The organism is Acidovorax sp. LjRoot194 (assembly GCF_964253015.1).
In the GTDB taxonomy this organism is placed as follows: domain Bacteria; phylum Pseudomonadota; class Gammaproteobacteria; order Burkholderiales; family Burkholderiaceae_C; genus Acidovorax.
The window spans coordinates 4919756-4944260 of the sequence record NZ_CAXUQB020000001.1; the positions used below are offsets into that span (position 1 = coordinate 4919756).

Below are 24505 nucleotides of genomic sequence, written 5' to 3' on the forward strand. Positions count from 1 at the left end.
GAAAATTTATCGATGGGAGAAGTGATGACTCAATCCTCTAAACCCGACGGCGTGCCGCATTCTTCAGCGAGCAACCGATCTGCCACCAAGCGATCCATCGCCATCGCCGGTGTGGTCATCGCATTCTTGATGGTGGCAATCTGGGTGCCCTGGTAACTCGTGCCAAAAAAACCGATCGGCTGAACGCGACCGGCATGGGCCGGCTCACGCATCGCTATATGACATTGTTACGGAGCATTTGGCGCAGTTCAGCGGAGTCAGTCTCCCAAATTTGGCTCCACCTTCATCGTCGCCACGCTTCATAACTGCCGCGCTTCGCTGCGCACATTCCCATCGAATACCGCCGATGACCACCACATCTCGCACTTCTTTGTCCCGCACATCTGCTTCTTCCGTTCCGTCCGCCAAGCCCGAGCGGTTTGCGGCGGTTCCGAACGCCATTCAAAAAACGTTGAAGAAGGTATTCGGCTTCCAGCGCCTTAGGCCCGGCCAATGGGACGTGGTGCAGCGTGTGCTGGATGGCGCCAACACACTGGCCGTCATGCCCACGGGCGCAGGAAAGTCGCTGTGCTACCAGTTGCCTGCCGTACTGCTGCCTGGCATCACCGTGGTGGTATCTCCGCTGGTCGCGCTGATGAAGGACCAATGCGACATGCTGAAAGCGCTGGACTTGGCCGCGGTGCAGATCAACAGTGCCATCTCCAGCGAGGAGCTGAACGCTGCGCGAGCAGCCATCGACAACGGCAGCGCGCGCATCGTGCTGACCACCCCCGAGCAGATCGCAGACCCTGCACTCACCGCCGCTCTGGCAAGGCACACGGTCAGCCTGCTGGTGATAGATGAAGCGCATTGCGTTTCGCAGTGGGGCCACGACTTCAGGCCTGCGTTCCTGGAGATCGCGCCGGCAGTCAAAGCGCTTGGGCGCCCCGCAGTGCTGGCCCTGACGGCCACCGCCAAGCCCGAGGTCATGAAGGAGATCGTGACCCAGTTCGGCATCGCATCCCAGAACGTGGTGCAAGCGGGTGCGTACCGGCCCAACCTTCAGCTCGCCGTCGAGCAGTTGTCACGCGCTGCCGACAGGCTGCCCCGTGCGCTGGAGTTCGTTGCCGGCAGCCAAGGCACCGGCATCGTCTACACCTCGACCGTGAAAAGCGCCGAAGAACTCCACGACAAGCTGGCCGCGGCCGGCGAGAGCGTGGCGCTGTACCACGGCAAATTGCCCGCTGCCCGGCGCACCCAGGCGCAAGATGCATTCATGGCCGGCGACGTGCGTGTGATGGTGGCCACCAACGCGTTCGGCCTGGGCATCGACAAGCCTGACATCCGATTCGTGCTGCACTACCAGATGCCTGCCAGCGTGGACACTTACTACCAGGAGGCTGGCCGCGCCGGACGCGATGGACAGGATTCGCAGTGCACCCTGCTCTACGTACGGCAGGACCGGTCGTTGCAGCAGTTTTTCATGTCGGGCCGCTACCCCACGCTGGACGACCTGCAGGCGGTGCATGCCGTGCTGCACCAGACAGCGCCGGACGGCGGCTGGACGTCTGACGTCATCGTGGACGCAGTGTCGCGGCCCCGTGCAAAGACATTGGTGGGATTGAGCCTGCTGCGCAGCCACAAGGCTGTGCGGCGTGACCGCTCAGGCCGCTTCACCGTGGCGCAGGAGTTGAGCGGTGACGCGTTGGAGCAATTGCTGTCCGGCTACCGGCGCAGGCGCGAGCAGGACGGCGAGACGCTGGAAGCCATGGTGGCCTATGCGCAAGGGGGACGGTGCCGCTGGCACGCCGTACTGTCGGCACTGGGGGAGACCCCGCCGTTTGACGGGTGCGGCCGGTGCGACAACTGCCTGCGCATGGCAGCACTCCAACACCTTGCACCCGCGGTGGCCATGCCGGAACGCCCGATCGAGGTGCGCGCGCCAGCGAGTATCCAGCCCCGTTTTGCCAGTGGCCAGACCGTGCGCGCACGGCGGTACGGAGCGGGCCAGGTGGTCGAAGCCAGCACGCATTCGGTGACGGTGGAGTTCGCGAACGGCGCGCGGCGCACGTTTTTGCCCGAGTTTGTGCGTGTCGCCAAATCGGCGCCATCATCGGCGGTGGCCGCGGTGGCGGTGGCAGCTTAGCCACACCAGCAGAGGCCGGTAGCAGGAACACACCGCCCGGTCCCGGTAGCCCTACGACAGCTACCCATTCTTGATCCCAACGCGTCAGGGCGTGTTGGGCTGCAGGGCGCTGCTTGTAGGAGCCGCCGCCCTTGAGCTTTCGATCTAGGCTGACCCCTCAACTTCCACTAGCATTCGACAATGGTTGAGCATCGACAGCTCAACGTGTCCCCCCACCTTCCAAGTTGCGCTGAAGCGCACGAAGAAGAAAAATGGCAGGCGGGCCGTTAAAGTCTTGTGCTGTGATCCTCTGCGGCGAGCGTTGCCAGTCTTCCATCGGCTGGTCCACAGCCCTGGGGTCACCGTTAGCTGCGCAATATCGCGCGTTGCCAGTGGCCGCCACGCCGTCGAAAGGACAAGGTTTGTCAAACAGTTCAAGAGCCCCGTCTTCGTCCGAAGACCTGTCACCTACAGGCATTGCAGGGCTGGACAACGTCCTGAATGGCGGGCTTCCAGCGCGGCATCTGTACCTTATCGAGGGGAGCCCCGGCACCGGTAAAACAACGTTGGCGCTCCAGTTTTTGATGTCGGGCAGGGACAAAGGTGAGCGCGGGCTCTACGTGACGTTGTCGGAAACCTCCGAAGAATTGGCCCAGGTGGCCCAGTCGCACGGCTGGGCGCTCGACGGCATCGAGGTCTATGACCTGGTCAGCGACGAGGGCCTGAGCGAAGACGCCGAGCAGACGATCCTGCATCCCTCGGAATTCGAACTGGGCGAAACCACGCGCGATGTGATGCGGCTGGTCGGCGAACTCAAGCCCCACCGGGTGGTGTTCGACAGCTTGTCCGAGTTGCGGCTGCTTGCGCAAAGCGCGCTGCGGTATCGGCGCCAGATACTGGCGCTCAAGCGCTTTTTTGCCCAAATGGGCTGCACGGTGCTCATGCTGGACGACAAGTCCGTGGGTGAAGGCGACCAGCAACTGCACAGCATCGCCCACGGCGTTGTCCATCTGAACCAGAGCGCCAACACCTATGGCTCCGACAAGCGGCGTCTGCGCGTGGTCAAACTGCGCGGCGTGAAATTTCGCAGCGGTGACCACGACTTCGACCTGGACCGGGGTGGGCTGGTGGTCTTTCCGCGGTTGGTGGCGGGCGAACACTCCAGTACATTCGACAACAAGACCCTGTCGACCGGCACCGCCGAACTGGACGAGCTGCTGGGCGGCGGGTTGTCGCCCGGCAGCAATCTGCTGCTCGCAGGCCCGGCCGGCGTGGGCAAGACGACCACCGCCACCAGCTGCGCCGTGGCGAACATGCGGGCCGGCGGCAAGGTGGCCTACTACCTGTTCGACGAAGGCCTGAACACGCTGCGGCTGCGCTCACAGGCGCTGGGGCTCGATATCGATCCGTTCATCGCGTCCGGCCACCTCACGATTCGTTCGTTCGATCCCGCGGAAGTCTCGCCTGGCCAGTTTGCCCACGCCGTGCGAAATGCGGTGGAGAACGACGGCGTCAACATGGTAGTGATCGACAGCTTGAACTCGTACATGCAAGCCATGCCCGGCGGCCAGTACCTGCAACTGCAGATGCACGAGTTGCTGGCCTACCTGAACCTGAAGGGCGTGGTCACGCTGATCATCCTGTCGCTGCACGGTGTGGTGGGCGAGGTGCGCACCGATGTGGACCTGAGCTACCTGAGCGATGCCATGGTGCAGTACCGCTTCTTCGAAGCCCGCGGCAATCTGCTCAAGGCGCTTTCGGTGGTGAAAAGTCGCACGATGGAACACGAGACGACCATCCGTGAGTTCCGCCTGGGACCGGATGGCGTTGAAATTGGAGAACCGCTCGCCGATTTCCACGGAATACTCGCCGGCTCCGTGCAGTACGTGGGCAAGCATGCCCTGCTGGGCGACTCGGACATCGCCGTGTCGGCCCGATAACCAAGGAATTGCATGGAAGGCCGCGTGCTAATTCTTGCGCCGCATGGCCGCGACGCACAGGTGATCGAGTCGGTGCTGCGCCGTGACGGTATGGAGTGCCTGGTGTGCGGAGACGGCGCTGCGCTGATGTCGGAGCTGCAGGCCGGCGCCGCCACGGTGGTATTGACTGAAGAGGTGCTGGCCGGCGGTCTGGACGAGTCGCAGCGTGACTACCTGGAGCACCAGCCGGCGTGGTCGGACTTTCCGTTCGTGGTGCTGGCCATGCGCCAGGCCGTCCGGCGTTCGGAGCGCGCCATGGTGTCGTTGCAGGAACTCGGTAACCTGGTGATCCTGGAGCGGCCGGTCAACCCCCAGACCCTGATGAGTGCGGCGCGCTCAGCCTTTCGGGCCCGCGCACGGCAGTATGCGTCGCGGCGGCACCTGACCGATATCGAATCGGCCAAGCAGACGGTAGAGCAGCTCAACGCAGACCTTGAAAGCCGCATTGCCGAGCGTACGAGTGACCTCGCAGGCGCCAACGACCGGCTCATGCGAGAAATCGGCGACCGGGAACGCATCCAGTCCAAGGTCGTGCAAAGCCAGAAGCTGGAGGCGATAGGCCGGCTGACGGGCGGCATAGCGCACGACTTCAACAACCTGCTGCATGCCGTCAGCATGAACCTGCAGTTCATCATGCGGCTGGCCGAAGACAAGCGGCTGTCGGACTACGCACGGCGCGCCAAGGAGTCGGTGGACCGAGGGGCGCGGCTGACCGCGCAGCTCCTGTCATTTTCACGCGCGCAAAGCCTGTTGCCGCGCCTGCATGAAGTCAACACGATGGTCGGCAACCTGCGCGAGCTGATCGAGGTGTCGGTAGGCTCCAAGGTGCAGGTGCATGTGGACCTTTGCGCCGATGAGGCGTGGGCGTTGCTCGACGGGGCGCAGCTTGAAATGGCGCTGCTCAACATGGCCGTGAACTCACGCGACGCCATGCCCGATGGCGGGCACCTGACCATCCGCACCAGGCTGCTCGAAGGTGCGGACGGCAAACGGCGGGTGCAGATCAGCGTGCAGGACACGGGCTGCGGAATCCCCGAAGCCATTCAGTCCAAAGTGTTCGACCCGTTTTTCACCACCAAGGCGGATGGTGAAGGCACGGGCCTGGGGTTGAGCCAGGTCTATGGCTTTGCCAGTCAGTCTGGCGGCAGCGCCGAGATCCACAGCCGCGAGGGCGAGGGGACCACCGTGACGCTGCAGTTCGCGCGTGCCACACCGGCCGCCGAGAGCGCACCTGCGGCCCCGTCCCAAAACAACGGGGCCACGACCTCCAGCAAACGCACCGAGGTCCTGGTGGTGGAAGACGACGAGGCGGTCCGGCGCGGCATTACCGAAGGGCTGCGCTTGTTGAACTACAGCGTGCGCGAGGCCAGTGACGGCGAAAGCGGCCTGCGGGAACTGCGCCGCCGCATGCCCGACCTTCTGATGGCGGACTACCTGATGCCCGGCATGAACGGCGCCGAGTTCATCGCTGCGGCACGGCAGATTTACCCCGAGATCCCCGTGCTGATGGCAACGGGGTATGCGGACATGGCCGAGGTGGAAAGGCTGGTAGGGGTGCAGTCGGTGCTGAAGAAGCCGTTTGACCTGGAGACCCTGAATGCTGCCGTGGGTAGCGAGCTGGCACGGTGCCGCGTTCAGGCTTGACCCGGTCAGACTCACCGAAACTCACCAAAACTCACGGATCACCCTTCCATCGCGCTGTAGACCTTGCAGCGCGACCGGTCAGACCGCCGGACCGAACCCGAAGGGCGATGGTTTGCCGGGCGTTTTTTGCTCTGCCTCTGCCGCTCCCGACGGCTCCCGCTCAGTGGCGGCGCGCTTGGCAGCTGAAGGCGCATGCGCCGCACGCGCAGCGCGAAAAGCATGGGAAGCGTGAGGCGCCGTGGAACTGCGCGGCCCGATGTCCAGGTCCTCGACCATGGCCTCCAATGCCACCAAACCGCCAGCCATGGCGTCTTTGTAGGTACCCGCGGCGGATGCGGACCTCTGGATTTCTCCCCAGGCTGTGCGGCCGTCGCGTTCGCTGAGAACCCATTCGAAGCCGCCGGCCGAATCTTCTTCGACGTGGACAGCGATAAGGCGAAGGTCAGCAGGCATGGCGGTGAGCTTACAAGCGCACCTGCCGCCGTAGACAGTACCAAGGCCTACCAACGGGGTAAGCAAACACCTACGCAGGCCGCATGCACCCCGCGACAAACTTCACGCACGCGGGCTCCCCGTGCAGAGAGATTCAGACATGGCAACTGGAAGTCGCACCCTCTGGAAAGGCGCCATCACCTTCGGCCTCGTTCACATTCCCGTCGGGCTGCACACCGCCGCCAGCGAGCAAGGGGTGGATTTCGACTGGCTGGACAAGCGCTCCATGGACCCCGTGGGCTACAAGCGCATCAACAAGCGCACCGGCAAGGAAATCGACAAGGACAACATCGTCAAGGGCGTCGAGTATGAGGACGGCAAGTACGTCATCATCAGCCCCGAAGAGATAGCGGCCGTGTTCCCCAAGACCACGCAGACCATCGAGATCCAGCGGTTCATCGATGCGAACGAGATGCCGTTCATCTTCCTCGAACGGCCCTACTACGTCGCGCCGATCAACAAGAGCGACAAGGTCTATGCACTGCTGCGCGAGACCTTGCTGGCCACCGGGAAGATCGGCCTGGCCAAGGTGGTCATCGCCACCAAGCAGCACTTGGCCGCGCTGGTGCCCTCAGGGCCCGCCCTGGTGTTGAACCTGCTGCGCTGGGGCGACGAGGTGAAAACGCTGGACTCCCTGGAGTTGCCCGCGGCCGGCAAAAGCAGCGTGAGCGCGGCCGAACTCAAGATGGCCAAGCAGCTGGTGGCAGAGATGTCCGGCGAGTGGAACCCGGAAGACTTCAAGGACGAGTTTCGCCTGCAGGTGATGAAGCTGGTGGAGAAGAAAGCCAAGGCTGGCGAAGGCAAGACCGTGCTGGAGCCGGAGGAAGAATCTCCGCGGACTGGAGAGGTCATCGACCTTACCGCGCTGCTGCAGCGCAGCCTGAAGGGCGGTGGCAAGTCCGCCAGCAAGCCAGCCGCCAAGACGCCCGCAAAGAAAACGAGCGCCAAAACACCGGCAGCGAAAAAGGCTGCGCCGCAACGGAAGGCGGCATAACAGGCGATCTACCAAAGCCTTCCATCGTCCGCACGCATCGGCCTGCTTGCGGCGTCCTGAGATCCTTCTCCAGCCACCGCACCGCCACCGCGTCTATACGGGGCTTTACGTGCATTTCGGCGCTGAATCGACACCCTGCGGCCCTATAGCCATTTTCTATTGACAAACTGTTACGGAAAAAAGGACCATGACATAGATCAATTTTGGGGGTGTCGACATGGGGTTTCAAAACATGACATTGAGGGCGCGGCTGGGTTTGTCGTTCGGCCTGATGGTGTTGTTGATCGTGGTGCTCTCCGCGGTCGCCATCAAGGACATGAGCAGTGCCAAAGCGCAGTTTCATGACTTTGTGACCGGCGTGAGCGCACGCGCGCACTTGGCGCAGCAGATCCGAACCGCCGTAGACCAACGTGCCGTCGCCGCCCGCAACCTGGTGCTGGCCACCAAGCCGGCGGACCGCGAGGCCGAGAAGCTGGCGGTCTCCAAAGCCCACGAGAACGTGCAAAAGCGCCTGGGCCTGCTTCTGCAGGCGGTAGACAACCCGGGCATCCCTGCCAACGTGAAGGCGTTGGTGGCGGACATGGCAAAAATCGAGCAGTCCTACGGTCCGGTGGCACTGGCCATCGTGGACCTGGCGATGGCAGAAAAAAGGGACGAAGCCATTGCCAAAATCAATGATGAGTGCCGGCCACTGCTGGCAGCGTTGGTCGCCAAGACGAACGAATACCAGACGACGACCGACGAGCGCTCCAAGCAGTTGGTGGATGCGTCCGAAGCAGACTTCGAATTCCAGCGCAGGGTGCTCATCGGTCTGGCCCTGCTGGCCACGGTGATCGCGGTGGTCTGCGGGCTGGCCATCACGCGCGGCGTGCTGCGGGCATTGGGCGCGGAGCCCGATGCATTGAGCAGCGCTGCCAGCAAGGTGGCGGGGGGCAACCTGTCGTCCATCGCGGGCGCAAGCGCCGCCCCGCACGACAGCGTGCTGGCATCGCTGAGCGCCATGCAGCAGAATCTGGCCAGCATAGTGAGCAAGGTGCGTGGCGCCACGGATTCCATCTCCACCGGCACCAGCGAAATCGCCATGGGCAACGCCGACCTGAGCCAGCGCACCGAAGAGCAGGCCAGCGCGCTGCAGCAGACCGCAGCCACCATGGAGGAGTTCACGTCCACCATCCGCAACAACGCCGAAAACGCCAAGACGGCCGATCAGCTGGCCATCAGCGCATCCGCAGTGGCCACGCGCGGCGGCGAGGTGGTCTCCAAAGTCGTGGACACGATGAAAGACATCAACAACAGCTCGCGCAAGATCTCGGACATCATCGGCGTGATCGATGGCATCGCCTTTCAGACCAACATCCTGGCGCTGAATGCTGCAGTGGAGGCGGCCCGCGCCGGCGAGCAAGGACGGGGCTTCGCGGTGGTGGCCACTGAAGTGCGCAACCTGGCGCAACGCAGCGCAAGCGCCGCCAAGGAGATCAAGACGCTGATCAACGACAGCGTGGAAAAGGTGTCGCTGGGAACCGGCCTGGTCGATCAGGCCGGCCAGACCATGGCGGAAGTGGTGGGTGCCATCAAGCGGGTGACGGACATTGTGGGAGAGATCAGTTCGGCCAGCTCCGAGCAGAGCACCGGGATTTCCCAGATCGGCCAGGCAGTGAACCAGATGGATCACGCCACCCAGCAGAATGCAGCGCTGGTGGAGCAAAGCGCCGCCGCAGCCAAGAGTCTGGAGTTGCAGGCTCAGCAACTCACGGAAGCGGTTCGCACTTTCACACTGGAAGATGCGGCCGCACCAGCCTTCGGACATAGTGCCGCCGCGCGCTCGATCTCCGGGGTGCCTCACCGGGCATTGCTCGCTCCGGCCTGAGGGACCACCTCCACATCGGCATCCACACCGGGGCTACCCTGCGCCGTGCAAAACATGCACCCGCAGCGCCTCTGGGCTCCAAGCGCTGCGGGTGCGGTACCGCTCTGATTAAACCAACGGCGGGTCCGTCTCGCGCTCAGGATGGCGGTGCTGGGCGATGCCCTGGATGAACAGGTCGAACTCTGCAGGGCCTGCACCGAACACGATGCCTGGGTCGGGATCGCCAGACAGCAGCGTGGACGGAATCTGCGCCTTGAGCATCAGGGCCGAAGACGCGGGCATGACCAGAATGGTCTTGCAATGGCGGTACTGGTCCTTGAGGAATTCCAGGGTATGGCCATCGCGGGACAAGGCCTGCACACCGACGTCACCGTCGGGCAACGCCAGAGCGTCGAACAGAAAGCCCGGCTCGTTTTCCAGCGATGCATCGGCGTTGATGGCGACCTTATCGGAAGTCTTCACCGGCCCGATGCGCGGCGCCACGAACCGGCCGACAGCCCCTTGGGCAAACAGCGCGGCTTGCAGGTCCAGCGCAGGCTGCCCCACCACTCCGTCTGCGACGAGGATGGCCACCTTGCGGCCCATCAGGCTGCCGTCGCCGGGCCGTGCAAACAGCGACAGCGCGTCGGACTTGGCCACTTCGGGCTTGGGCGGCTTGGCCAGTGCGCGGAGCATGGGCTCCGGCAACACGTCCATGCCCAGGCCCTCGGCGACTTGGTTTGCCAAGTCTTCGGACACATTCAGCAGCGACGAGATCATGCGCTCGCGCACCGCCGGCACCGTGACCTTGCTCAACTCGAACCGGAAGGCCGCGGCAATGTGAGCCTGCTCCACAGGGGTCTGGCTCTCCAGGAACAACCGTGCCTGCGTGTAGTGGTCGGCAAACTTCTCGGGCTTGGCCCGCACCTTGCCTTGCGCCTCCTTGGCCTCGATGCGCGCTGGTACCGACACAAACCCCTGGGCAGCACCGGCCTGGAAGGGGCAGCCGCCTGCGAGGGAATTGGGCTCGTAAGAGACCTTTCCGCGGTGGATGGCCTGGCGGTGCATGCCATCGCGCTGGTTGTTGTGCACCGGAGCGATGGGGGAGTTGATGGGCAGCTCATGAAAGTTGGGGCCACCCAATCGCGAGATCTGCGTGTCCACATACGAGTGGATGCGCCCGGCCAGCAGCGGGTCGTTGGAGAAATCGATGCCCGGCACCACGTGGGCCGCGCAAAAAGCCACCTGCTCCGTTTCGGCAAAGAAGTTGTCCGGGTTGCGGTTGAGCACCATGCGGCCGATGCGGCGCACGGGCACCAGCTCTTCGGGAATGATCTTCGTGGCGTCCAGGATATCGAAGCTGAAACTGTCTGCCTGCTCTTCGGTGAACACCTGCACGCCCAGCTCGTATTCCGGGTAGGCACCTGCCTCGATGCGCTCCCACAGGTCGCGGCGATGGTAGTCAGGGTCGGCGCCGGAGATCTTCACCGCCTCGTCCCACACCAGCGAATGCGTGCCAGCCTTGGGGTTCCAGTGGAACTTCACAAACACCGACTCGCCCGCCGCATTGACGAACCGGAAGCTGTGCACGCCAAAGCCCTGCATGGTGGCGTAGCTGCGCGGAATGGCGCGGTCCGACATCACCCACATCAGCATGTGGGTGGACTCCGGCATCAGCGAGACGAAGTCCCAGAAGGTGTCGTGGGCACTGGCGGCCTGCGGCATCTGGTGGTGAGGCTCGGGCTTCACGGCGTGCACCAGGTCCGGGAACTTCATCGCGTCCTGGATGAAGAACACGGGAATGTTGTTGCCCACCAGGTCCCAGTTGCCCTCGTCGGTATAGAACTTGACAGCGAAGCCACGCACATCGCGCGCCGTGTCCTTGGAGCCGCGCTCGCCTTGCACCGTGGAAAAGCGCACGAACACTGGCGTGATCTTGCCGGCCTCCTTGAACGGGGCGGCCCGCGTGAGCTCGGTCAGGGGCTCGTAGCATTCAAAAAACCCGTGGGCGCCAGAGCCACGGGCATGCACGATGCGCTCGGGAATGCGCTCGTGGTCGAAGTGGGTGATCTTCTCGCGGAGGATGAAGTCCTCCAGCAATGCGGGCCCGCGCTCGCCGTATTTGAGCGAGTTCTGGTTGTCGGCAATGGGCACACCCTGATTGGTCGTGAGAACCTGCCCCGCCGAGTCCACCCGCACCCTGTCCAGGGGTGCAATGGTGGCGTTCACACCTTCGGCAGCTACCGTGCCCGTTTTATCGGTGCTGTTGGCCTCCGACAAGGTGCTGCCCAGCGGCAGGCGGGAAGGTGCCTCCACCGTGGTGCCGGCAGGGGGATTCACGCCGTTCTTGAAGCCGTGCTCGGCCGCCTTGCCCGGGTTGTAGGGCATGGCTGCCGCCATGCCATGGGTCTCGCCAGCCTTGGCGGTGTGCACATCGGAGGGGGCACCGAGTGCGGAGGGGCCGCTGTCGGTGTTTCTGGCTGCGGCAGCTGCCGACGTACCTGCAGCGCGGGTGTCTTTGATCATTGGGGGGCCTTGTTGCGTGATGGGAGGCCCTGGGACGCGCGAGGTGCCGCTCCAAAGCCAATTTCATCTTGTGCACGGCCCCGGCCCAGATTTGTAGGCGATGACCTTGGGGGGCAGTCAGCGGATGAACAGGCTCGGGCCATGCGGCCGTTCGGACCTGTCGATTCCAGAATGAAGCCACCTCCCTTACCTGTCAGTAAGAATCGGTTGTAATCGACCCTGCAGGTTTGCGTGCCGACCCTCGGCACCACCGCCCCTACCGAACCGTGATTGCAAGGACGGAACATGCCGGACAGCCCAGCCGCAGCCCAACACGCTCCCCGACAGGCGGGCGACTCGGTCCGTTGGCTTCGGATTCTGGTCATGCTGAGCATTGCGGTGCCGCTGTTCATCTACCTGGTGGTCGGCGCGGTGCGGTACGTGGGCGCGCGCGACGATGCGGCAGCGCGCGTGAGCCGCTCGCTGCGGGTGGTCCACGAGCATGCCTCCAAGGTCATTGCGGCGTCGGAAGCGCTTCAGGACAAAGTGCTGGTGCTGGTCAGCGGCAAGAACCCGGCCGACCTGCGCGGCAACGAAACCGCTCTGCACGAAGCCCTGCGCGCCAGGACTGTGGACCAGCCGCAGATCCAGTCAATTCTGATCCTGGACGCACAAGGCAAGACCCTTGCCAGCAGCCGCCTGCTGCCGTTTCCGCTCACGGACCTGTCGGATGGCGAGTACTTCAAGGTCCACCAGCAAGGCTACAAGGGCTCGTACCTGTCCAAACCCTTCGTCACCCGGACGTCCAAGGAAATGGTGCTCAACCTGAGCACCGGCTTTTATGACCACGAAGGCCGGTTCGCCGGAGTCATCAACGTCACCCTGCTGACGTCCTACTTCCGCGGCTATTACAGCGATCTGGTGGCCGATGAACCGGGCCTGGCGGTCAACCTCTTTCGCGAGGGCGGGGAAATCTACACGCGCTGGCCCGACATCGCGGGCGCCCCGGACAGGCTGGCGCCGCAGGGCCCGGTGCTGACGCACCTGCGCACGGGCGAGGAGTCGGCACAGCTGCGCGGCATTTCGTCGGTCAACGGAGAAGACAGCTTTCTGGCCTACCGCCGGGTCAACAACTACCCGCTGTATGTGGGCACCGGCATGAGCATGACCGCGCTGCGCAATGGGGTGCTGGCCGAGCTGGGCACGCTGTTCGCCGTGGGGGCGCTGCCAGTGGCCGCCCTGTTCCTGACGGCCACCCTGGCGCTGCGCAATGCCCGAACGGCGCTGCAGACCATGGAGAGCCTGGAAAAGGAAATCGAGACCCGCCACCGGGCCGAAGAAGCCCTGCTGCAGGCCCAGAAGCTGGAAGCGCTGGGCCGACTCACAGGCGGCGTGGCGCACGACTTCAACAATGCCCTGATGGTGGTCAGCAACAACCTGCACCTGATCCGGCGCGCGGCACCGGGCGTGGCGACCAAGCAGGTGGACTCCATCGCCCGTGCCGTCAAGTCGGCCACCAACCTGACCCGCCAGCTGCTGGCCTTCTCGCGCCGGCAGCCGCTGGTGGCCGAGCATGTGGTGCTGCAGGACAAGCTTCCCTCCATCAAGGACCTGGTCAGCCCTGCGGTGGGCAGCCAGATTCAGCTGGATGTGCAGGTGGACGCGTCCACCGCCCCGGTCACCCTGGACTTGGCAGAGCTTGAACTCGCCCTGCTGAACCTGGCCATCAATGCCCGCGACGCCATGCCCAAGGGCGGCGCGCTCTCGATCATTGCGCGCAACGCCACCGCGGCGGAGTCCGGCAGCGATGCAGTGCCCGGCATGGTGCTCATCGACGTGCAGGACACGGGCACCGGCATCGCCCCGGAGCTGATCAGCAAGGTCTTCGAGCCCTTCTTCACGACCAAGGCCGTGGGCGAAGGCACCGGCCTGGGCCTGAGCCAGGTGTACGGGATGTGCCAGCGCCTGAGCGGCCGCGCGGAGATCACCAGCCAGATCGGCGTGGGCACACGCGTGCGCCTGCTTTTGCCCGCAGCCATGCCGCAAGCGGCGCAGGCCTCGGCACCCCACCCCACGGTGCTCCCTCTGGCGAAGAACGTTCTGATGGTGGAAGACAACGAGGAAGTGGCCGCGTCGCTGGTGCCCATTCTCGAATCGCTGGGGTGCCGCGTGACGCACGTGGACCGCACCGCCAAGGCCCGGCAGTTGCTGGAGCGGGGCGAGCAACCGGACATCGTGCTGTCCGACGTGGTGATGCCCGGCGACATGGACGGCGTGGGTCTGGCCCAGTACATCCGCCAGACCTGGCCGCAGCAGCGATTGCTGCTGATGACCGGGTATGCCGAGCAGCTGGACAGCATCCGCAGCCTGGGGTTCGAGGTGCTGCCCAAACCGTGCACGCCGGAGATGCTGTACACCGCGCTGGCGAAACTCACCAGGGCCCACCCCCAAGGCTGAATGGACGTATTGGTCCCGCTCGGGTGGCGTGGGGCTCGGGCCAGGCTGAGCGAGAGAGCGCGTGAGCGCCTGGACGATTGGGTATCTTAAAAAAACGAATGGCGCCCATCGCCAAGGCGCTCCGGGGAACACTTGCATCCATGCAATCAGCATGACCACTGCAAGACGAGGACCCCATGACACTGCACCATTCCATCCAGCGCGCCACCCTGGCCCTGGCCTGCGCCACGCTGGCGTCCGTCGCCGTGGCACACGGCACAGCACACACGGGCAAGGCCCATAGCGGAGGCATCCAGAGCGCGCCTTCGGCCGCGGTCAAAGCGCCCTATGACATCGTCCACACCAAGATCACTACCGACGGAAATGTGGCGATCTTTCACATGCACGTGTCTGGCAAGGCCGGCGCGAACAAGCCGACCAGAACGGGCAAGCTGGCCGGCAGCAGCGTGTTCTCCTATGTCTGGCCCATCACGCTGGACCCCGCATCGGTAGGGTTTGAATCGGGCAGCGGCATCCTGGCATTTGCCGTGACATCCCACCCTGACTTCGACGACACCCCGCTGTACGACGAGAACGGCGATGGCCGCACCGGCAACGATGGCGGCGTGTGGCATTCGCACTGGGTGGTGCTGCAGCCCGACGAGGCGTGCGGCAAAGGCGCGCTCAAGGTGGTGGACATTCCGGAAGGCAGCAAGCCCCGCGTTCCCAAGACGTGGCCTGGGCTGCCCATACTGATCGACAGCCCCGGCTGGAGCCCCACCTTCTCCGGCGGCACGCTGGAAGTGCGCGTGCCTTTTGACGACATCGGTGCCGTCAACGCAGCCAGCTTCGACGGCGTGACGGCCGCGCTGCGCGTGAACGCCAGCGTGCACAGCCCGCTGCTGTGCGTCGTCGATGTGTTCAAGACCGCGTCGGGCAATCTGTCACTGCCCGGCAAGACGAACAAGTAAGACCGGCACAGCGACCGCGAGGGCACGCCAACTGCGTGCCGCGCGGTTGCCAGCCAGTGATTCATTGCCACGACACCCCGGACGACCCCATGCAAATTTCAGTCTACGACACCTACGTGCAGCGCCCCGACGGGCTGCGCATGCACTTCGACATCCTGGTACCTGCGGACCTGGCCGATGACGAGCGCGTTCTGCAGTATGGCCGCACCTATCTGGCGGCCAAGGGCCTTGAAGCCACTGCACTGAAAGCCGAGAAGTGCAACTTCTGCCATACCGAGTCTTCCCACCCAGCGGTAGAGCAGGAGATCGCGCAGCACGGCTTTGCCATCATCGAGCTGGAGCACTGCACATGATGGCCGCACTGCCCATCGCCCCCATCACCCGGATAGCCCGCCCGGCAGCAACGCCCACCACGGCCCCATGGCGGCAGGCTTCAACGACCTAAGCACCATGAAAACCGACCGCCCCATCGTGCTGGCCTTGCGCCATGTGCACTTCGAGGACCTGGGCACTCTGGAGCCCCTGCTGCGAGGCCGTGGCTACGAGGTGCGCTATGTCGACCCTGCGTTGGACGACCTGGAAGACATCGACGCCACCGCACCCGCACTCGTCGTCGCGCTGGGCGGCCCGGTGAGCGCTGTCGATGAGAACAGCTTCCCTTTTCTTGCGTCGGAACTGCGCCTGCTGAAGCGGCGCCTGGCCAGCGGCAAGCCCTTGCTGGGCATCTGCCTGGGTGCACAGCTCATCGCAAGGCTTGCGGGCGCCCGGGTACAGCCCATGGGTCACCATGAAATAGGCTTCAGCCCGCTGGTCCTGGCATCGCACGGTGCGCCCGAGCCGTCCGTACTGGCCCCGCTGGCAGGCGTGCCTGTACTGCACTGGCACGGTGACCATTTTGAATTGCCCAGGCATGCGCAGCTCCTCGCCAGCACCGCCCTGTGTACGGAGCAGGCGTTCACCCTTGGCACCGCCGTGCTGGGACTGCAATTCCATCTGGAGGCAGACCCGCGCCGCATCGAGCAATGGCTGGTGGGCCACAGTTGCGAACTGCGACAGGCCGGGGTTGCGCCCCACAGCATCCGGGCCGATGCGCAGAAGTTCGGTGGGGCGCTGGAACAGGCCGCGCAGCAGGTGTTCACCCGCTGGCTGGAATCGTGGGACGTGAAAGTAGTGAAAACAGCCCGGCGCGCCCGGCTGAGTCCATCCTGACGCCACCGCCCGAGCGGCTGCACCGCCTTGGTGCACCCGTACCCTGACACGGGGTTGCCCCGGCCGGCGCGAGCCCTTCAGCCGCCGCGTATTTCAGGGTAAATCCGCCGCTCCGTGATGACCGTGTGGGTACCATTCCGCATGCACTTGAACTCCACCACGCCAGTGAGTCAGGCCGAACAACAGCGCCGAAAGCTCGGCGCGCTGCTGGTCGGGGGCAACCTCTTGCTCGGTGCGGTGCTGGCGGGCCTGGTGCTTTCCGTGATGTCGTCTTCCAGGCAAGCGCATGAAGACCGGGCACGGGCTGCGGCCGAGCGGTTCGTCGCCATCGCCAGTGCCAGCCTGCAGTCGGAGCTGGGCGCGGTGGACACGGCGCTGAAGATCACCATGGACGATCTGCAGCGGGCCGGCTTCGACGCCGGTGCCAGCGTGCAGGACATCAACGACCACCTGGCGGCCAAGCACCGGGTGCTGGCGGGGGTGGAAGGGTTTCGGGTGGCCGACGAAAACGGTCTTGTCCGATGGGGCAACCTCATCGACAGCGCTTCTCCACCCGACATCACCAACCGCGACTTTTTCTTTCGCGCCAGGGACTCGAGCTCAGACAAGGCGGTCGTCTCCGACCCCGTGATCTCGCGAGTGTCCGGCCACTCGGTCATCGTCGTGGCACGCCCCATGGCATGGGGCGGCAAGTTCCGGGGCGTGCTGTACGCCAGCATCCATACCGAGCACTTCGAACAAATCTTCAAGCGGTACGAGCTGGCCGACCACGACGGCATTTCGCTCAGAACCAACGACCTGAAGCTGGTGGCACTGCAGTCCCCGCGCGGCCGCAGTGCTGCCGCAGTGGGCACCCGCGACGTGGCGCAGGAACTGCAGGACTCGCTGCGCAGCAAGCCGTCGGCCGGCAGCTATCTCGCGACCTCCAAAGTCGACGGCATCAGCCGCACCTTCGCGTACCGCCAGGTGGACGGCTGGCCCCTGCTTGCGATTGCCGGGCTGGACAACTCGAACCGGTGGAGCCAATGGCGCAGGGAGATGCTGATGGTGTCGCTGCTGGCTGGCCTGGCGTGGGCGCTGAGCTGTGCAGCGACGATTGCCGTCTACCGCTTCGGCAGGCGCGAGATCCGCGCCGTGGCTGCGCTGCAAGCGCAAAGCCGGCAGACGCAGACGCTGCTGCGCGTCGCGGGAGACGGCATCCACATCCTGGACCGTGCGGGGCGCCTGGTCGAACTGAGCGACTCTTTTGCCGAGATGCACGGCTCGTCCCGGGACAAGCTGCAAGGCCAGCACGTGGCAAGCTGGGACGCGAACCAGAACGAGGCCCGGATCGATGCCTGGCTGGCCAAGATCCGGGATGGGGACAGGCAGCGTGTGGAGGTCCAGCATGTGCGCTCCGACGGCAGCATCATCGATGTGGACCTGCACTGGCGCGCCGTCGACATCGACGGACACCTGCTGATCTTCGGCTCGGCCAGGGACATCACCGACAAGAAACGCCTGCTCCAAAGCCTGGAAGAGTCCTCGGCGCGCATCCAGGACCTGTATGACCACGCACCCTGCGGATACTTTTCGCTGGACGCGGACGGGCGCTTCGTCCACCTGAACGCCACTGCCAAGGCATGGCTGGGGGGAGATTTACCGTCAGACGCGAAGTTCGTGGGGCTGCTGGACGCGGCGACCCGCCCGCAGTTTCGGGACCATTTCATCGCCCTGGCCCTGCAGCTCCACGCACCCGAGATCGAGGTCTGCATCTCGCCCGCCAACGCCCCGCAGCGCCACCTGTGCATCAATTCCACCGCCGTAAGGGATGCCGATGGCAACTTCCTGATGAGCCGCACGGTAGCGGTGGACATCACGGCCCAGCGTGAAGCGCAGCAGCGTGTGGAGTCGCTGTTGCGCGAGCAGTCGGCCATGCTCAACAGCGATGTGGTCGGCATGGTCAAGTTCCACCATGGCAAGGTCAGCTGGAAAAACCGCGCATTCGAAAAAATGCTGGGCTACGAAGACGGCGAGCTGGCCGGCGCCGCCATAGAGACGCTGTGTGCCGAGGACGGCGAGCGGCATGCGCTGGCACAAAAGACCTTGCTGGCCATGCGCCGTGGAGAGAACTACCGCGACGACGTGCGCCTGAAGCAAAAACAGGGCACCACGATCTGGGTGGATTTGAACGGTGTCCAGCTGTCGGGCACCGAATCGTTCTGGATGGCGGTGGACATCACCGAAGCCAAACGCGCGCACGAGCAGATCACCCACGTGGCCTTTCACGACGCGCTCACCCAGCTGCCCAACCGGCTGTTGCTGTTGGACCGCATGCAACAGGCGCTGGCGGGCGCGGAACGGTTCGGCCACGAAGTGGCGGTGTGTTTTCTCGACCTCGATGGCTTCAAGGAGGTGAACGACCAGTACGGGCACGAGGCGGGGGACAAGCTGCTCGTGGCCATTGCCGCGCGGATATCGGCCTGCATCCGCGCGACGGACACTGCAGCACGGCTGGGGGGCGACGAGTTCGTGCTGCTGCTCGCGCCCCTGGCGGGGGACGAATGGCGCGTGATTGTCGACCGGCTGATGCAGACCGTGGATGCGCCGGTGCCGCTGGCCGCGGGGCTGAAAGTGACCCTGGGCATGAGCATCGGCGTGGCGCTGTCCAGAGGCCGCACCCAGGCCGAGGTGCTGGTTGCAGAGGCGGATGAGGCCATGCTGCACGCCAAACGCCGCGGGAAGGGCCGCATCCACCTGGCAGGCAGCGCTCAGTTTGTCACCCGTCCTTAGCGCTTGCCCACCTACGGCCCGATCCCGCTGGATCAACACCCTGAGCCAAGCGTGCTTCCATGATTCAAAAACAAATCATTACAACCATGCGGCAGGAATGAGCGCACGCTCGGCGTGCATCGATGACCAATGGAGTTGGGTCACTTCGCCACTGGCACTGCGACTGCACACCAAGGTCATGTATGTCGATCAATATCACCGTGTCACGAACGCTGCCTCGTGACGCCTATGCGCGCATTGAGGCGCTGACCCATCTGTTGCGAACCACCGACGCCAACTTCATGACGGTGCCCATCGAGGTCACCCGTGGAGAGTCGGCCGATGGGGTGGCCGTCGTCGACCATGAAGACGGCTTGCGCGGGCAGTTGCTGCGGCACCTTCTGGACGAAGCACTGCGGGACGGCTCCGATTCCATCCTGGGAGAGCTTCGGTGATCTGTGGTGCAGCGCACCATCTTCACAGCGCTGCCATGCCCGCTGCACTGTGAGCCCCCATGGTGAGCAAGCGTCCAGCCCATACCAGCGAAGCTTTGCGCGCAGCGGCTGGGTGTGGCTGAGGCCGCCAGCCGGTCCGTCGGGCGTGTATCAACGCAGCGTGGCCAAAAACGCAGCCATGTCCCGGGCGTCCCGCGGGGCCACCCCCAGCTCCGGCATCGCCGTGCCAGGCTTGATGGACTGGGTATGCACCAGCCAGCGCTCCAGGTTGTCCGGCGAGTTGGGCAAGACCCCGGCAATGATCTCGCGCTTTCCAAATCCGTCTAGCGGCGGTCCCACGTACGCCGCAGGGCCGGTAACGCCTGGAATGCTGTGGCACGAGGCGCAGGCGTATTGATGCAGCGCCTGACGCCCGCGCTCTACATTCACGGCAAAGGCCACTGCAGGCGCCGTCGCAGATGCAGATGCGCGCGCGGGTTCAGCGGTGACGACGGGCGCCGGAACTGCCTGGCCGCGCCCGCATGCCGGTACGGCAGCCGTGGCAGACGCTCGCTCTTGCCACTGCGCGTACTGCGGCGCGCTCAGCTCGGGCAGCCGCTGCATGAAAGCCACCACGTCCCATATCTCTCCATCGGCCAGGCGGTATTCCCACGCAGGCATGCCGGTCATCTTGAGCCCATGGCGTACCACCCAGTACAGCTCGCGCGGTTGCCAGTGCAGCTTGGCATCCACCAGCGGGCCCGGCTGCGGCTGCAGGCCCAGGCCGATATCACTTTGCGCTACGCCGGGCGCTCCGTGGCACTGCACGCACTTGTCGCGAAAGCACGCAGCGCCGCGCAGCGCCATGCGCTCATCGGCCAGCGGGGGCGCCTCGATGTGCCGGGCACGCAGTCGCACCGACTGGCGCATGGCGACCTCCAGTGCCGAGTGCGTGATCTGCCAGTGCTGCCGGGTGGCCGCCACGTCGTACAGACCGCCGTAGATGACCACAGCGCCACCCAGCAGGGCTGCCAGGGCCAGACCACCAGTGGTTGCAACAACGATCAGAAACATCTTGGCTTTGGACATGTGCGCTCATTCTGGGTCAGTTGTCGACCCCTGTGCGTCAGAATGCACCGATGAAGCATAGGGAACCGCTCGATACGCTCCTCGCGCCCGGCACGCGGTGGCCGGGCCGCGCGTGGGCCGGGGGGCTGACGCTGTTGATGGCGACCGGGCTGCCCTGGGCCGCGCACGCGCAGCCCGTGCCGCCTGTCGCGCCCGGTGCCAGCGTGGACCGCGGAAAGGTGTTGCTGGCGCAATACCAGTGCGGCTCGTGCCACACCATTCCGGGCGTGCAGGCCGCGCGGGGTGACAGTGCACAGACCCTGCGCGCCTGGAGCCGCCGCAGCTATATCGCCGGCAGGCTACCCAACCGGCCCGACTTTCTGGTGCAGTGGATCATGGACCCGCAGTCGCTGGTGCCCGGCTCCACCATGCCCAGCATGGGTGTCTCGCGGCCCGATGCGCAGCACATCGCGGCCTACCTCTTGTCGCTGGAATGACGATGCAAGGCGTGCTCCAGTCCGCGGGCGATGCAGCCCGCGCCATCGAAACGGTGACCTGGGCGCTGTTCATCGGCGGCGGCATCATCTTCGTTGGCGTGATGCTGCTGCTGGCCGGGGCTCTGCGTGCGCGGTCGACAGGCGCCAGCGCACGGTGGTGGATCTGGGGCGGCGGGGTGGCGTTTCCCGCAGCGGTCCTGGTGGTCCTCTTTGCCTGGTCGCTGCCCCTCACGCCCCACTGGAAGCCGCTGCCGCCGCCCGGCGCGCTGATGGTGACCGTGAAGGCCCACATGTGGTGGTGGGAGGTGCGCTACCGCGACCCGGCCACCGGCGCGGACATCGTGACCGCCAACGAAATCCGCATCCCGGTGGGCAGGCCCGTGTACCTGGCGCTCACGAGTGCCGACGTGATCCACAGCTTCTGGGTGCCCCAGCTGGCAGGCAAGATGGACATGCTGCCGGGCCGCATGCAGCACCTTCTCGTCAACGCAGCCGCGCCGGGCGTCTGGCGCGGCCAGTGTGCAGAGTTCTGCGGCGAGCAGCATGCGCTGATGGCACTGCATGTGGTGGGTCTTGCCGCCCCGGACTTCGACACGTGGCTTGCGGCTCAGGCGCGCCCTGCAGCGCCTGCCGCATCGGCACTGCTGGAACAAGGCCGCGCGGCATTTCTGGCCCAGCGCTGCAACGCCTGCCACACCGTGCGCGGCGCGGGCGCCGATGGCAACCTGGGGCCGGACCTCACGCACTTCGGCAGCCGCCTGCACCTGGGCGCCGGAACGCTGCCCAACACGCATGAGGCGCGTGCCCGCTGGGTGGCGCACACCGAGCACATCAAGCCGGGCGCGCGCATGCCGTCCTACGACCGGCTGGACACACACACTTTGAACGCCATCGCCGAGTGGCTGGGGTCACTCCAATGACGGGCACTGCCTACACACCGCCAACAACTGCCGGACTGCCCAACACCCTGCCCCGCCCCGAGGGCGAGCTGCAGGCGCTGCAGCGGGCCTGGGCGCCCCCGTCCGGGTGGCGCAGGCTGACGGCAGTGAACAACAGCCACATCGGTGTCTACTACCTGGCCACTGCGCTGCTGTTCTTCGTGCTGGCAGGTGTTCTGGCCCTGGTCATCCGCATGCAGCTGGCACTTCCGGGCAACACCCTCGTGGGCGCTAATACCTACAACCAGCTCTTCACCATGCATGGGTCGGTGATGATGTTCCTGTTCGCAGTGCCAGTGGTAGAGGCCGTGGCGGTCTGGCTGCTGCCCAACATGCTGGGCGCGCGCGACCTGCCTTTTCCGCGCCTGTCTGCGTATGCCTTCTGGGCCTATGCGTTTGGCGGCATCGCGTTCTTTTGCACCATCTTCTTCGGGGCTTCGCCCGACGGCGGCTGGTTCATGTATCCGCCGCTCACCAGCAAGGAATTTTCTCCCGGCATCGGCGCCGACTGGTGGCTCCTCGGTATCGGGTTCATCGAGATCTCTGCGATTGCAGGGGCCATCGAGCTGATCATCGGCATCCTCTTCACGCGCGCGCCTGGCATGACGCTGGCCAGGATGCCGGTATTCGCGTGGGCCGTGCTGGTGGCGGCGCTGATGGTGATCTTCGCGTTTCCGGCACTCATTGCGGGCACGCTGCTGCTGGAGCTGGAACGCGCGTTCGACTGGCCCTTCTTCATACCCGCACGCGGAGGCGACCCACTGCTGTGGCAGCACCTGTTCTGGTTCTTCGGCCACCCGGAGGTGTACATCATCTTCCTGCCTGCGGCCGGCATGGTGTCGATGATGGTGCCGGTGATGGCGGGCACGTCGCTCGTCGGCCACCGCGCCATCGTCTGGGCGCTGGTCGCGGTGGGCGCCATCAGCTTTCTGCTGTGGATGCACCACATGTTCACCGCAGGGCTGGGACCACTGGCGCTGCACATCACCTCCATCGCCAGCTTCGCCGTGTCGATCCCGAGCGCCGTGCAGGTGTTCGCATGGATCGCCACCTTCTGGCGGGGCCGGGTGCGAATGAAGGCGCCGTCGCTGTTCCTGCTGGGCTTTCACTTCGTGTTCGTGCTGGGCGGACTCACGGGGGTGATGCTGGCCGTGCTGCCGTTTGACTGGCAGGCGCACGACAGCTACTTCGTCGTGGCGCACCTGCACTACGTGCTGGTCGGCGGGCTGGTGTTCCCGCTGTTCGCTGCCATCTACTACTGGGCGCCGCTGTACAACGGGCACAGGTTGTCCGAGCGCGTGGGCCGGTGGAGCTTTGCGCTGATGTTCGGCGGCTTCAACCTGGCTTTCTTTCCAATGCACATCGCCGGCATGGCCGGCATGCCGCGCCGCGTGTACACCTATTCCGCCGGGCTCGACTGGACGCTGTGGAACCTGCTGTCCACGGTGGGTGCTTTCGTTTTTGCGGCCGGCGTATTGCTGTGCCTGGTCGATCTGGTGCGCACCCTGGTGCGCTCCGAACGTGATCACGGCGACCCATGGCGGGCAGATTCGCTGGAATGGCTGCCGCAGGGCGACTACGGCGTGCGCAGCATCCCGCAAATCGCCTCGCGAGAGCCGCTGTGGAGCCATCCCTCGCTGCCGCAGGAGGTCGCCGCAGGCCGGCACTGGTTGCCGGGCACGGTGTTCGGTGGGCGCGAGACGCTGGTCACGAGCCCCGTGCAGGCGCAGGTTCGGCACCTGCTGCGTCTTCCGGGAGACGGCTGGTCGCCCTTCATTGCAGCGGCGGGCACGGCCGGCTTCTTCCTGTTGCTGACCGTCGCCTGGATCGTGCCCGCGATGATCGCAGGGGTGGCGTCGGTGGCCGCGATGCTCGTGTGGCTCTGGGGATCAGACCTCCCGCCACCTCAAGACACGGCCGCCATCGGCGAGGGTGTGAGCGTGCCGACATCGGCCTCGGGCGTGGGCTCTCACTCCTGGTGGGCCACGGTGATCCTGCTGGCGGTGGACGCCACGGTTTTCGCCTCGTTCGCGTTCGCGCACATCCACGTGTCGATGGCGCTGGACATCTGCCCGCCACCGGGCGCCCACATCCCCCCGGGCGGGGCGTTGAGCACCGCGCTGTTGCTCGGCGCGTCCGGGCTCATGGTGTGGGCGGTGCGCTGTCTGCAACAACGCCCCCGGCAAGGCCTGCTGCGCCTGGCAGTGGCTCTGGCCATGGTGGGCGCGGTGGGCGCCACCGGCCTGGAGTTGGCGACCCATTGGCAGGCGGGCCTTTCGCCCCGCGCCGACGCCTGGAGCGCCACGGTGGCAGCACTGCTGGCGTGGCAAGGCTTCCACAGCCTGGTCCTCATCGTGATGGGCTGCTACGTGCTGGCCCGCTCGTGGGCAGGCAGGCTGCGAACCGATGCCCGCGCCACCTTGGACAACACGGCCCTCATGTGGCACGGCACCGTCGCCCAGGCCCTGGTGGGCATGGCGCTGGTACGGTGGCTGCCAGCCTGGATGGGTAGCTGAACGGCGCGCAGTGGCTGACACGCCAGGACTTGCGGTGTCCGCCTACATCCGGCTGGGGTCGTCACTGTCCATACTGCGCCATGCAAAAGCCTGCCCGACACCCATCGCCCTCACGGCCCGC

18 protein-coding genes are annotated in these 24505 nt (G+C 65.3%); 14 read left to right on the forward strand and 4 right to left on the reverse strand.

Annotation, left to right across the window (positions count from 1 at the left end; genetic code table 11):
• Window positions 1-29 precede the first annotated feature (29 nt).
• Window positions 30-212: a hypothetical protein gene (locus tag ACSQ3N_RS22290; protein ID WP_056167150.1), complete on the reverse strand. Its 183-nt coding sequence runs from the start codon at window positions 210-212 to the stop codon at window positions 30-32.
• 134 nt (window positions 213-346) lie between these two features.
• Here ACSQ3N_RS22290 and ACSQ3N_RS22295 point away from each other — a divergent pair, with 134 nt between their 5' ends.
• The 3 genes from ACSQ3N_RS22295 (at window position 347) to ACSQ3N_RS22305 (ending at window position 5727) form a co-directional block, all read left to right on the forward strand.
• On the forward strand, window positions 347-2125 hold the full coding sequence (locus ACSQ3N_RS22295) for a RecQ family ATP-dependent DNA helicase (protein WP_082516891.1): 1779 nt from the start codon (window positions 347-349) through the stop codon (window positions 2123-2125).
• Between the two features lie 401 nt (window positions 2126-2526).
• Window positions 2527-4044, forward strand: a complete 1518-nt coding sequence (locus ACSQ3N_RS22300) for an ATPase domain-containing protein (protein WP_056167148.1) — start codon at window positions 2527-2529, stop codon at window positions 4042-4044.
• A gap of 12 nt (window positions 4045-4056) precedes the next feature.
• Window positions 4057-5727, forward strand: a complete 1671-nt coding sequence (locus ACSQ3N_RS22305; protein ID WP_436147499.1) for a response regulator — start codon at window positions 4057-4059, stop codon at window positions 5725-5727.
• A gap of 78 nt (window positions 5728-5805) precedes the next feature.
• Here ACSQ3N_RS22305 and ACSQ3N_RS22310 read toward each other — a convergent pair whose 3' ends face one another.
• Window positions 5806-6180 (reverse strand): hypothetical protein, encoded by a 375-nt coding sequence (locus ACSQ3N_RS22310; protein WP_056167142.1) that lies wholly within the window; start codon window positions 6178-6180, stop codon window positions 5806-5808.
• Window positions 6181-6319: 139 nt separating this feature from the next.
• Here ACSQ3N_RS22310 and ACSQ3N_RS22315 point away from each other — a divergent pair, with 139 nt between their 5' ends.
• Window positions 6320-7213, forward strand: coding sequence for a Ku protein (locus ACSQ3N_RS22315; RefSeq protein WP_056167139.1), 894 nt, complete (start codon window positions 6320-6322; stop codon window positions 7211-7213).
• Window positions 7214-7445: 232 nt separating this feature from the next.
• Window positions 7446-9080, forward strand: coding sequence for a methyl-accepting chemotaxis protein (locus tag ACSQ3N_RS22320; protein WP_436147500.1), 1635 nt, complete (start codon window positions 7446-7448; stop codon window positions 9078-9080).
• A 108-nt stretch (window positions 9081-9188) separates the two neighbouring features.
• Here ACSQ3N_RS22320 and ACSQ3N_RS22325 read toward each other — a convergent pair whose 3' ends face one another.
• Window positions 9189-11585, reverse strand: coding sequence for a catalase (locus tag ACSQ3N_RS22325; RefSeq protein ID WP_436147501.1), 2397 nt, complete (start codon window positions 11583-11585; stop codon window positions 9189-9191).
• A gap of 363 nt (window positions 11586-11948) precedes the next feature.
• Here ACSQ3N_RS22325 and ACSQ3N_RS22330 point away from each other — a divergent pair, with 363 nt between their 5' ends.
• The 6 genes from ACSQ3N_RS22330 (at window position 11949) to ACSQ3N_RS22355 (ending at window position 19386) form a co-directional block, all read left to right on the forward strand.
• Complete coding sequence (locus tag ACSQ3N_RS22330; protein ID WP_436147502.1) at window positions 11949-14021, forward strand: ATP-binding protein; 2073 nt, start codon at window positions 11949-11951, stop codon at window positions 14019-14021.
• 176 nt (window positions 14022-14197) lie between these two features.
• Window positions 14198-14971 (forward strand): hypothetical protein, encoded by a 774-nt coding sequence (locus tag ACSQ3N_RS22335; protein ID WP_436147503.1) that lies wholly within the window; start codon window positions 14198-14200, stop codon window positions 14969-14971.
• A gap of 89 nt (window positions 14972-15060) precedes the next feature.
• Window positions 15061-15324 carry a DUF2024 family protein gene (locus tag ACSQ3N_RS22340; RefSeq protein ID WP_436147504.1) on the forward strand — a complete coding sequence of 88 codons (264 nt, stop codon included), beginning with the start codon at window positions 15061-15063 and terminating at the stop codon, window positions 15322-15324.
• A 97-nt stretch (window positions 15325-15421) separates the two neighbouring features.
• A complete protein-coding gene (locus ACSQ3N_RS22345) occupies window positions 15422-16180 on the forward strand; it encodes a glutamine amidotransferase (RefSeq protein WP_436147505.1) in 759 nt (252 codons plus the stop codon).
• A 141-nt stretch (window positions 16181-16321) separates the two neighbouring features.
• On the forward strand, window positions 16322-18952 hold the full coding sequence (locus tag ACSQ3N_RS22350; protein ID WP_436147506.1) for a diguanylate cyclase domain-containing protein: 2631 nt from the start codon (window positions 16322-16324) through the stop codon (window positions 18950-18952).
• 182 nt (window positions 18953-19134) lie between these two features.
• A complete protein-coding gene (locus ACSQ3N_RS22355; protein ID WP_056167120.1) occupies window positions 19135-19386 on the forward strand; it encodes a hypothetical protein in 252 nt (83 codons plus the stop codon).
• Window positions 19387-19536: 150 nt separating this feature from the next.
• Here the strand turns inward: ACSQ3N_RS22355 and ACSQ3N_RS22360 are convergent, their stop codons facing one another.
• Complete coding sequence (locus tag ACSQ3N_RS22360) at window positions 19537-20454, reverse strand: c-type cytochrome (RefSeq protein ID WP_056167117.1); 918 nt, start codon at window positions 20452-20454, stop codon at window positions 19537-19539.
• 50 nt (window positions 20455-20504) lie between these two features.
• Between ACSQ3N_RS22360 and ACSQ3N_RS22365 the strand changes: the two genes are divergently transcribed.
• From ACSQ3N_RS22365 to ACSQ3N_RS22375, 3 genes are read left to right on the forward strand one after another with little or no spacing between them, the layout of a single operon-like run.
• Window positions 20505-20930 carry a c-type cytochrome gene (locus ACSQ3N_RS22365; protein WP_235507348.1) on the forward strand — a complete coding sequence of 142 codons (426 nt, stop codon included), beginning with the start codon at window positions 20505-20507 and terminating at the stop codon, window positions 20928-20930.
• Window positions 20931-20932: 2 nt separating this feature from the next.
• On the forward strand, window positions 20933-21850 hold the full coding sequence (locus tag ACSQ3N_RS22370) for a cytochrome c oxidase subunit II (protein ID WP_436147507.1): 918 nt from the start codon (window positions 20933-20935) through the stop codon (window positions 21848-21850).
• On the forward strand, window positions 21847-24384 hold the full coding sequence (locus tag ACSQ3N_RS22375) for a cbb3-type cytochrome c oxidase subunit I (RefSeq protein WP_436147508.1): 2538 nt from the start codon (window positions 21847-21849) through the stop codon (window positions 24382-24384). Before ACSQ3N_RS22370 ends, ACSQ3N_RS22375 begins: the two co-directional genes overlap by 4 nt.
• The last annotated feature ends 121 nt before the right edge of the window (window positions 24385-24505 follow it).

Bases quoted from the DNA above. Each gene is read 5' to 3' on its own strand.
- ACSQ3N_RS22330 (WP_436147502.1), top strand. From the start codon at position 11,949: ATGCTGAGCATTGCGGTGCCGCTGTTCATCTACCTGGTGGTCGGCGCG.
- ACSQ3N_RS22320 (WP_436147500.1), top strand. From the start codon at position 7,446: ATGACATTGAGGGCGCGGCTGGGTTTGTCGTTCGGCCTGATGGTGTTG.
- ACSQ3N_RS22365 (WP_235507348.1), top strand. From the start codon at position 20,505: ATGAAGCATAGGGAACCGCTCGATACGCTCCTCGCGCCCGGCACGCGG.
- ACSQ3N_RS22295 (WP_082516891.1), top strand. From the start codon at position 347: ATGACCACCACATCTCGCACTTCTTTGTCCCGCACATCTGCTTCTTCC.
- ACSQ3N_RS22335 (WP_436147503.1), top strand. From the start codon at position 14,198: ATGACACTGCACCATTCCATCCAGCGCGCCACCCTGGCCCTGGCCTGC.
- ACSQ3N_RS22310 (WP_056167142.1), bottom strand. From the start codon at position 6,180: ATGCCTGCTGACCTTCGCCTTATCGCTGTCCACGTCGAAGAAGATTCG.
- ACSQ3N_RS22375 (WP_436147508.1), top strand. From the start codon at position 21,847: ATGACGGGCACTGCCTACACACCGCCAACAACTGCCGGACTGCCCAAC.
- ACSQ3N_RS22355 (WP_056167120.1), top strand. From the start codon at position 19,135: ATGTCGATCAATATCACCGTGTCACGAACGCTGCCTCGTGACGCCTAT.
- ACSQ3N_RS22345 (WP_436147505.1), top strand. From the start codon at position 15,422: ATGAAAACCGACCGCCCCATCGTGCTGGCCTTGCGCCATGTGCACTTC.
- ACSQ3N_RS22305 (WP_436147499.1), top strand. From the start codon at position 4,057: ATGGAAGGCCGCGTGCTAATTCTTGCGCCGCATGGCCGCGACGCACAG.
- ACSQ3N_RS22325 (WP_436147501.1), bottom strand. From the start codon at position 11,585: ATGATCAAAGACACCCGCGCTGCAGGTACGTCGGCAGCTGCCGCAGCC.
- ACSQ3N_RS22360 (WP_056167117.1), bottom strand. From the start codon at position 20,454: ATGTCCAAAGCCAAGATGTTTCTGATCGTTGTTGCAACCACTGGTGGT.
- ACSQ3N_RS22350 (WP_436147506.1), top strand. From the start codon at position 16,322: ATGCACTTGAACTCCACCACGCCAGTGAGTCAGGCCGAACAACAGCGC.
- ACSQ3N_RS22340 (WP_436147504.1), top strand. From the start codon at position 15,061: ATGCAAATTTCAGTCTACGACACCTACGTGCAGCGCCCCGACGGGCTG.
- ACSQ3N_RS22315 (WP_056167139.1), top strand. From the start codon at position 6,320: ATGGCAACTGGAAGTCGCACCCTCTGGAAAGGCGCCATCACCTTCGGC.
- ACSQ3N_RS22290 (WP_056167150.1), bottom strand. From the start codon at position 212: ATGCGTGAGCCGGCCCATGCCGGTCGCGTTCAGCCGATCGGTTTTTTT.
- ACSQ3N_RS22370 (WP_436147507.1), top strand. From the start codon at position 20,933: ATGCAAGGCGTGCTCCAGTCCGCGGGCGATGCAGCCCGCGCCATCGAA.